Source organism: Marinobacterium lutimaris (assembly GCF_900108065.1).
GTDB lineage: Bacteria > Pseudomonadota > Gammaproteobacteria > Pseudomonadales > Balneatricaceae > Marinobacterium_D > Marinobacterium_D lutimaris.
Window position 1 is genome coordinate 1 of the sequence record NZ_FNVQ01000015.1, and the last position, 7,882, is coordinate 7,882.

At 48.1% G+C, this 7,882-nt stretch carries 6 protein-coding genes and 1 pseudogene; 3 read left to right on the top strand and 4 right to left on the bottom strand.

Going from position 1 to position 7,882, the window contains the following annotated elements; translation table 11 throughout:
* The 3 genes from C4S72_RS26125 to C4S72_RS25495 all read right to left on the bottom strand — a co-directional run.
* The coding region (locus C4S72_RS26125; RefSeq protein WP_235009272.1) for a hypothetical protein at positions 1 to 215 on the bottom strand (215 nt) is incomplete at its 3' end.
* Positions 216 to 254: 39 nt separating this feature from the next.
* Positions 255 to 521 (bottom strand): hypothetical protein, encoded by a 267-nt coding sequence (locus tag C4S72_RS25490; protein WP_104006030.1) that lies wholly within the window; start codon positions 519 to 521, stop codon positions 255 to 257.
* Positions 522 to 951: 430 nt separating this feature from the next.
* Positions 952 to 3,162, bottom strand: a complete 2,211-nt coding sequence (locus C4S72_RS25495; RefSeq protein ID WP_146071946.1) for a hypothetical protein — start codon at positions 3,160 to 3,162, stop codon at positions 952 to 954.
* A gap of 1,658 nt (positions 3,163 to 4,820) precedes the next feature.
* Here C4S72_RS25495 and C4S72_RS25500 point away from each other — a divergent pair.
* The 3 genes from C4S72_RS25500 (at position 4,821) to C4S72_RS25510 (ending at position 7,278) form a co-directional block, all read left to right on the top strand.
* Entirely contained in the window at positions 4,821 to 5,684 is an 864-nt protein-coding gene (locus C4S72_RS25500; protein WP_104006032.1) for a ParA family protein, read from the top strand.
* Positions 5,684 to 6,817 (top strand): ParB/RepB/Spo0J family partition protein, encoded by a 1,134-nt coding sequence (locus tag C4S72_RS25505; RefSeq protein WP_104006033.1) that lies wholly within the window; start codon positions 5,684 to 5,686, stop codon positions 6,815 to 6,817. The genes C4S72_RS25500 and C4S72_RS25505 overlap by 1 nt, the downstream gene beginning before the upstream one ends.
* Before the next feature lie 77 nt (positions 6,818 to 6,894).
* Positions 6,895 to 7,278: a hypothetical protein gene (locus tag C4S72_RS25510; RefSeq protein ID WP_146071947.1), complete on the top strand. Its 384-nt coding sequence runs from the start codon at positions 6,895 to 6,897 to the stop codon at positions 7,276 to 7,278.
* A 113-nt stretch (positions 7,279 to 7,391) separates the two neighbouring features.
* Here the strand turns inward: C4S72_RS25510 and C4S72_RS25515 are convergent.
* Positions 7,392 to 7,643 (bottom strand): annotated as a pseudogene (locus tag C4S72_RS25515) (integrase core domain-containing protein); the annotation flags it as partial.
* Positions 7,644 to 7,882 lie beyond the last annotated feature (239 nt).

Below are 7,882 nucleotides of genomic sequence, written 5' to 3' on the forward strand. Positions count from 1 at the left end.
TTGAAAACGAACGACGCTGTTTTGCCATTGAACACCTCTCCTTCGGTGGCGACTGTACCACCTAAATCGGTGTCCGGAATCATTGAACCACTACAGCCAGCGCTGGTTCTGGAAAGATATTTGGTGTGCCCCTGGGTGTCGGAGACACGGCAAAAGCAGCAGACTTCTTTCTGGCTATTGATAGCGGGGAGTTTTACTGGGTCGGTAGACGCCATATTAGCCTCAGTCAGAGGCGCTTGCGCCCTACTTCGGAATTAATCATCTGTATGTTCTGTGGTACCACCTTCACACATCAACTCGATCGCTTTGCTTTCAGCGTTCTCCAGAGCTTTCATAGTGTCGGGAGTGAAATCACACTCTGGTAGACGGCCAAAATCAAGATAGACCCGAATACGATCCAACTGCTCTTGCTTTGCTTCTAGGGAGGACAACGAAGGGATCAGGTTTACTGCATCTTCTGCGGCCATCACTGCGTACTTCTGTGTAGCAGCACTCCCCTTCTTTAAGTTATCTGTCACCATTTTCAATAGAATCCTGTCTGAATGTTGATTCTAATATTTCTTATTTTTCAATTAGTTAAAACTGAATTTCACGGTATCCATAGTGAATTTCGAGTATAACCCATTGGTGATTAACAATAACCCTTATTTAATATGAATGTTTTATACAAAAAGACCACATCCTGTGCGTTATCCGTCGAATGATGCCGCATCAGATCGTGTGTCGTTGATTGTCATCGGTATCGTGAAGATATAGCAGAATAAGCAATCACTTAAGGGATCTGGAGTTCTCGTTGTCGCAGATTAGCCGAACATCGATTTTGCTGGCCTCTTAGAATCTGAGGGGGTTGTGCCCTACTGAGAGAGCAAACAAAGATCACTTCATAAGAGCATTCAACCAGATCCATGCTTAGTGCCTGAATGAGGATCCACTGACGATCGCCGGTTGGTGCTAAATCGAATCAACAGAGCTCTTCAGCGCTTCCCGAAACTTGGCGACGCCTTTATCCGTTTCTTCATCCGGAGCCGAGGTAATCACTGTTGCAGAAGAGTCGATCGCGTCGTCACCCTGGTCCACCGCTTTATGTTCGTCTCCTTCCTCTCCCCAGCTCGTATCGTGAATATCCATCACCTGGGCGGACAGCGCGCGTCGATTAGCGCGAGAATCAGCCAGGCCCTTCATCTGATCAACTTCAATCTCGAGATTAGTTGGTGACTTTTCCTTAATGAACGTCACTAACAATCCCGCGGGATTCGCTACCGATCCAGGCTTCGCTGCAACCGTGTGACGCGTCAGCTCTATACATAGTTCGATATGCTTCTGCGGATATTTCTTCGCCAGAGCCCCTGCGGTTCTCGCATGCACACCATACTCAAGCAAAAGCGCCTTGCTCTGACTAACTTCAGCATCGGAGAGCTCTGCAACGGATGTACTTTCGCTGCTTCCGGCAAGCCGTTTGGGCAAGGCTTTGACCGCAACCCGGCCCGCATTACGCGCATTTTTATGCCGCTCTTCCAGCTCGATAACCAGCTTGAACTCAATCAGCTCGATTTCGATGAGCCCACCCTTGAAGCTCGTCCAGGTATCCCAATCTCGCTGAGCATCATGACTAAAAATCGTAAAGAACTTTTTAAGCATCCGTGTGAACTGGGTTCTCGAGTTCACATAGAGACGGTTCCACTCTGCAGCCGACATATCCGGCTGACGCACGGGAAATTCGTAATCAAAGACCTGGCTTAACCCTTCCCAAAGCTCGAAAGACCAACCGCCGGCGCGCCTGAAATTACGCGCCCAGGTCCAGAAGAAGTGATTGAGGGCTATCGCAAAGCTATCCGTCATCAGCGTACGGTTGCTGTGCTGGAGCAAAAACGTTGCAACGTTCTCAACCCGTAACTCGTCTTCATTGTTATTGGCCCTGCGCTCCAGATCTTTTTGAACATCCGGGGGCAGCTTAAAGCGAAGCGCGTTAATCCGACGCCCTCTTCGCGTTTCCTTGTAGGATGCCTGGTGTTGGGCAAACTGGGACATCGTATCCTGGGCAATGTACTTGGCAAACTCGCCAACCTCGTCGGCCATCTCACCCAAAAGCGCTTCGGCGGTCACTTGAGTATCACGCCAACGCTCAATCATCGCTGACATCTCAAACACATGGTTCGCAGGGTTGGTAAAGCCGAGGTGATCCGCCAAAGCTTCCGGAGTGAGGACATACCAATCATCCAGAGGTTTACCCAAGCGCTTCCGAGCCCGAATATCGATCAGGCACCACCCTAGCAGGATTTCAAATTTAAGGTCATCTTGTTTCGACATGACGGGCGTATCGTTACCTTCATAGGTACGAGCCGTCATTTCGAGGGTGGTTGTTTCGCCGTTTGGAGTTCGAATTTCCGCCTTCCTGGAATAGACCTTGATAGGGTTACCATCCATATCATGGGATTCATGGGGACGACTTCGATGCAGGGTTTGCCGGCGCATATCGATCAGGCGGAGATCTTTTTCTTCCTCTGACGCCCTGACCAAATGACGATGCCCCGACATGTCGACCACAGCGACATCTTTGCGCTTAGGGGCTTCAGGTTTAATCGGGTTGAAGGGGTAATTAAGGACGTAAATCGACGGTCGCGGCCCGCGGTTAGGTACCAGCGTTTGCAGGATACCGTACTGCTCCAACTCTTTTTGAATACGAGACAGCACCGCGGTGTTGGTGACGACACCGCGTTCAATAAGCGCTTTGCGAGTGACATACTTGTAGGTACTGAGATCGAGCGTATTGTCTTCCGGCTGACAGAGATGCCTAAAAACCTCGCCTAACGGCTCGCCTTTCCTTGCTGTTTTGCGATCAAATGTCTCGACCATGTTGGCGATTGTTCTCACTTCACCGCCGAAATCCGGATGCTGGCAAGCATCTTCAAGCGCTTGTGAGTAAACAACAACCGTTCCCTGATCTACCGGAACAAACAGATGGGCCTTATCGGAAAGCGAAACACGTTCTTTCTGCTTTGAGTCGATACTTTTTGAAACCAGGTCGTAGAACTCATCGCCCAATAGATCATTCACAGCATTCAATCCGGATCTGTTTGTGACATTCTCCAGCCCCATCAGCAGGCTGTAGCTATCGAAGGATAGCGCTGAATAGCAAACGCGCGCAAAGCTAACCGTTCGCACTTTAACACTCCCAAGACAATGCACACCACTGTTGCCTTAACATTCTCGTGATTTTTTTAACCGCTTTTGCCTACACATCATGAGTATCCAGTGCACCGCACCCGCCTATACACCTTGGAGACCTTCTACACCGCTACTACCTACACTCTTTGATGACTTAGCACACCGCACTTACCTTCACTCAACCAATAGGGTGTACACCGTTTTTACATACACATATCCAAGGTTTTGCTCACCGCCTCTGCCTTAACAAAATATCGATCCAGGGCTCGATCCTGTCGCTTCGCCTCCAGCAAGGAGCATGACTATTCATTTTGCGGATTTGATAGCTCACCACTTCTGCCTATACTCATTCAATTATTCAACATAACTTATTGTTTTTTATATAAGTATGGTTATATAAAGCACACCAAGTTTACCTATACAGTCCCAATTCTCAGCACACCGTCACTGCCTATACACTTCCAGAATAATGCCCACCATCCCGCCTATCTATTCAGAAGATACAGCTCACCGTGTGCGTATACACAAATCCAACAAATGATTCTAAGGTATTGTTTTATAAGGGATATATGATTTTCATTATCGTCAAAAGTGCACCAGGTTTACCTCTACACAATGGTGCTATAGCTCACCGATCCTACCTATACGTTTTGGTAGATTTCTGCACCGTTGCTATCTATACATCTTCAGGAGATTGCTCACCCTAATCACCTATACAAACTCAATAATGTATATAACTTATTGTTTTTTATGGCATCTAATAGCGTGTAACGACACATCACAGTCTGAGTTTCAACGCCTTTCAGGACTTAGAGCCTGATCCTTTTCGCTATTTCACCCGATCCTGCCCTAGGGAATGTGGTGAGCTACAGACAGATCCTGGTAAGCATTAGGCAACCCTTTGATATGTCGTGGGCTCTATGTGGTGGGCTTTAGACGGCCAAACAGGCTGATTAGCCTGTATTGGTGCGCTTTAGGTAGATTGTGGTGTGCTATAGACAAGCTTTGGTGGGCATTTCGAAGCAGGTGGTTAGCTATAGACAAGCGCTGGTGCGCTTTCGAAAGATCTTGGTGAGCTAAAGGTGTAGCGTGGTGAGCTTTAGACAAGTCCGCTGTAAAGCCCGTAACTACAGGCTTTTTAGTCCTTACAACCATTAAACCATCTAACTTTTTAAACCATTAAACTGTTTAACCCAGCAGTGGAAAGATCTATTGATGAGTGTTGGTGCGCTTTAGACGGAAAGTGGTGGGCTTTAGACAGTGTGCCAGTAGCAGAGCTACCTACAATGTCTCGATCGACACCGATGACCTTTGAAAAATCATAATCCTTGCGGTCTCAAAACTTTCTGATTATCTCCTGTTGTAACCGCTCGACCACTGTCAAAGAAAGAGACTTAGAAGATAGGAAATTACGTTCTATCTATGAAAGTCTTCCGAAAATTAGGCCTGAACAGGTATGTAGGTACTAACTAACACGTTATTACTAACGTTCGACACTGATTACATATTAATCAATTTACACATATTCAATGTGCAACTAAACGGTGTTGGGAAAGTGTTTAAATCATTCTATATGTTTTCATACGGTATGATATTGGTTAGTATGTTTTTAGTTTCCCTAAGATTCCAGGATTGATCCAAGGAGCTCAAAGCAGATGTCGAAGGTACTGGTGATTGCCAATAACAAGGGAGGGGTGGCTAAAACCACCACTGCAGCTTGTTTAGCCGCTTACTTTTCAATTATTAAGAAAAAGAAGGTGCTGCTCGTAGACTGCGATCCTCAGTGTAACCTCACTGCTGCGATGCTGGAGGTCAACTACGCGAAACCGGACAGCATTGAATATCTTCCGGAACATCCGGAAACCGGTGAGCGCTACAACTTAGCAAATGTATATGCCGAGGAAGATGTTGCGCCCTACCCTACTCGTCTTGAAGGCGTGGAGCTTATTCCGAATTTAGCCCAAAACCTGGAGATAGACCGAGAGGATGATTCGGTCATTCAGGCATTTGTTGATTTCTTCCACCAGGATGCGATTGGTGAGCTTTACGATATCGTCATCATGGATACCCCTCCTGCAAAGGGGGTATTAACAACCTCAGCTTTAAGGGCATCCACACATATTCTTATCCCCTGTGTAATGGAGCGGAAGAGCGTGGAAGGTTTATTAGGGATGGTTGGTAAAGTCATGGAAGAACAGGAGTATCAGCCACATGATCGGCAAACCAAACTCATAGGTATTCTTCCGACTAAGTTCGACTCTCGAATGAGACTCCACAAAAGCTACCTGACAGATCTCAATGACCCTGAGCGTATGGGCATACTGTCAGAGCTCATGATTCCGAAACTACTCTCTCAGGGTAAAGACGTTCCGTCATTTGTAATCAAGGAACGTGCTCTTATTAAGGAAATGGAATTGCGAGATGCATCCCCCACTACCCCCTTTGGTATGCCGGCTAGCTCTGATGTGAGAAAGGAATGGTCTGCCCTTGGTAAGTTTGTCATGCAGGAGGTTATCTGATGGCACTGATCAAAAACGGGAAGTCTCACTCCCCTAAAAAAACCCAAAGAGGTGTTGGCATCGACAGTGGCCTCTCCAGTGCATTCCAAGGTGCTGGCAAAGCCCTTACAACCAACAAACGGGTGATCTCTCTTCCTCTTGCCAAGATAGATCCCAATCCGAAGAACTCCAGAAAGCTGTTGATTCCACTGCAGGAGATGCAGCAGGCCTTAGCGGTTGGTCAATCAGGGGGGCTAGTGTATGTCGATGAGGACGGCGACTTGAATTTTCCTGACTCTTCGGAGCTTGAAGAACAGGCGATAGATCTAGTGCTTAGCACGCCGCGAGAGAAAGAATTTTTCGATAAGATCCGGGCGCTGGCCATATCCATCTATAACCATAAGGAGGTCCTTTCACCGGTTGAGGTCTCTCCTAACGGTGACCGTTACGAACTGAACGTGGGGCATCGTCGTTGGTACGCATCCAGCCTGATTAGTCCGATTCTGGGTAGCTCGGAAATCCACGCGATCATTAAGGATGGTGGCTCACTGAGTGCTTCGCTTCGTCGGTGGGACGAAAACGATAAGCGTGATGATCTCAAGCTAACTGAACGTCTAGCCAATGTTAGTTTGATCATGGGTGAGTATGAAGAGGAATATGGCAAGGCACCCCGCCAGGTCGACCTGGTACGTTTGCTCGGCCTCACCCGCCCTATGGCTTCGTTCTACTACAAGGTGCTCGCTTCCGGACTCAGTAGTGATGAACTTGAGATGATTGATGACTACCAGCTCAATGATCTGCGCACCGTTGCAGAGATTTGTCGTCTTGATAATGCCGATCACCGTATGTCAGCCCTCGATATCTATGTAAATAAGGGTACCGTCGCTGCTCGAAACTTTGTTAATCACCGCCTTAATTCGCTCGAAGAATCTCCGAGAAATAATGCGGTAACACCACCGTCAGCGCCGGCTAAACCCAAGGTCAAAAAGGTCGCTCCTACAGATCGTGCAGTACGATCCCTTGTCTCGATCTTTAAGGGTGCTGCGCCTGAAATACTGGAAGGCTTGGATGAAAATACCCAGGATCCTGGTGTGATCCTTGAGTTCATTCTGAATAAACTGGAAGAGTCCGCTCATCAGTCGGACGATAGCTAATGGCGTTGTTATCCAGTCCTAAGAAGTTAAAGGCTGTAGCTCCTACTGAAGCAAAGCCAGTGCGGGTACCTATCAAGATGTCGGCCGCACTGGTTGATAAAATGCGCGCACATCATAAGCCGAAAGAAAAAAGTGCCTGGGTTGCTGATGCGATCCAGGATCTTTTAGACCGTGAGCTGTATCGTGATGCAAATTGGGAGGTTCCCAACGATGATACCGAAGCGTTTATGGCTTTGCTTAACTTCAAAGAGAAGCTGTTCGATCCCAAAGCTGAAACCTTCCTAATACCTGCGGAAATCTTTGACGCGCTTAGTGAGGCTGTTGAGCGCATTACCAAGCTGTATCCTTCGCTGGGAGTAAACGCAAGGCCCGCTCTGATCAGGGCTGCGATAAGACAGCGTTTGTTGCTTAGTGGCGGTCTGCTTTCTGCTTCGTTACGGCATGTTGCTGAGGGCGATTGATCGTCCTCCCCCCTCCCCTACTCCGCAAATAGCTTTCTTTTTTGTTGCCTAAGGCAACACTCGCAGTCTCTTACGGCTAGAAATGCAGAGTCCGATTGACCTGCCCCCGACATTTAATCCAACCGGCTTCTAGTAATGTCGTTGGTTGTTGATTCTGTTATCTGCCTTCGGAACGCCGAGGCGAACTCCAGCGGCGTCTGATAATCCAGCGATGAGTGTGGTCGCTGTTCGTTGTAATCGACGCGCCATTCACTGATCAGTCGCCGTGCATGAGCCAGGTCCTCAAACCAATGCTCGTTCAGGCATTCATCGCGGAACTTGCCGTTGAAGCTCTCGATATACCCGTTTTGCATCGGCTTGCCTGGGTAATCCCCCCATTTTTAGCGGGGTCCAAAAGTAGACCTCAGGCCGCCATGGCCAACTTCTGTTGAGGGGTGATCCCTCCGAGTCCCATATTGGGTCGTTCGTGATTGTAATGCCAGAGCCAACTTGTGGCGTAATCCTGCACCTGACCTGCCCCCGACATTTAATCCAACCGGCTTCTAGTAATGTCGTTAGTTGTTGATCCTACTTGCTGTGCCCGAAATGCGGCCGCGAATTCCAA

Excerpts from the sequence above, each read along its gene's own strand:
- C4S72_RS25500 (WP_104006032.1), top strand. The coding sequence starts at position 4,821 with ATGTCGAAGGTACTGGTGATTGCCAATAACAAGGGAGGGGTGGCTAAA.
- C4S72_RS25490 (WP_104006030.1), bottom strand. The coding sequence starts at position 521 with ATGGTGACAGATAACTTAAAGAAGGGGAGTGCTGCTACACAGAAGTAC.
- C4S72_RS25505 (WP_104006033.1), top strand. The coding sequence starts at position 5,684 with ATGGCACTGATCAAAAACGGGAAGTCTCACTCCCCTAAAAAAACCCAA.
- C4S72_RS25510 (WP_146071947.1), top strand. The coding sequence starts at position 6,895 with ATGTCGGCCGCACTGGTTGATAAAATGCGCGCACATCATAAGCCGAAA.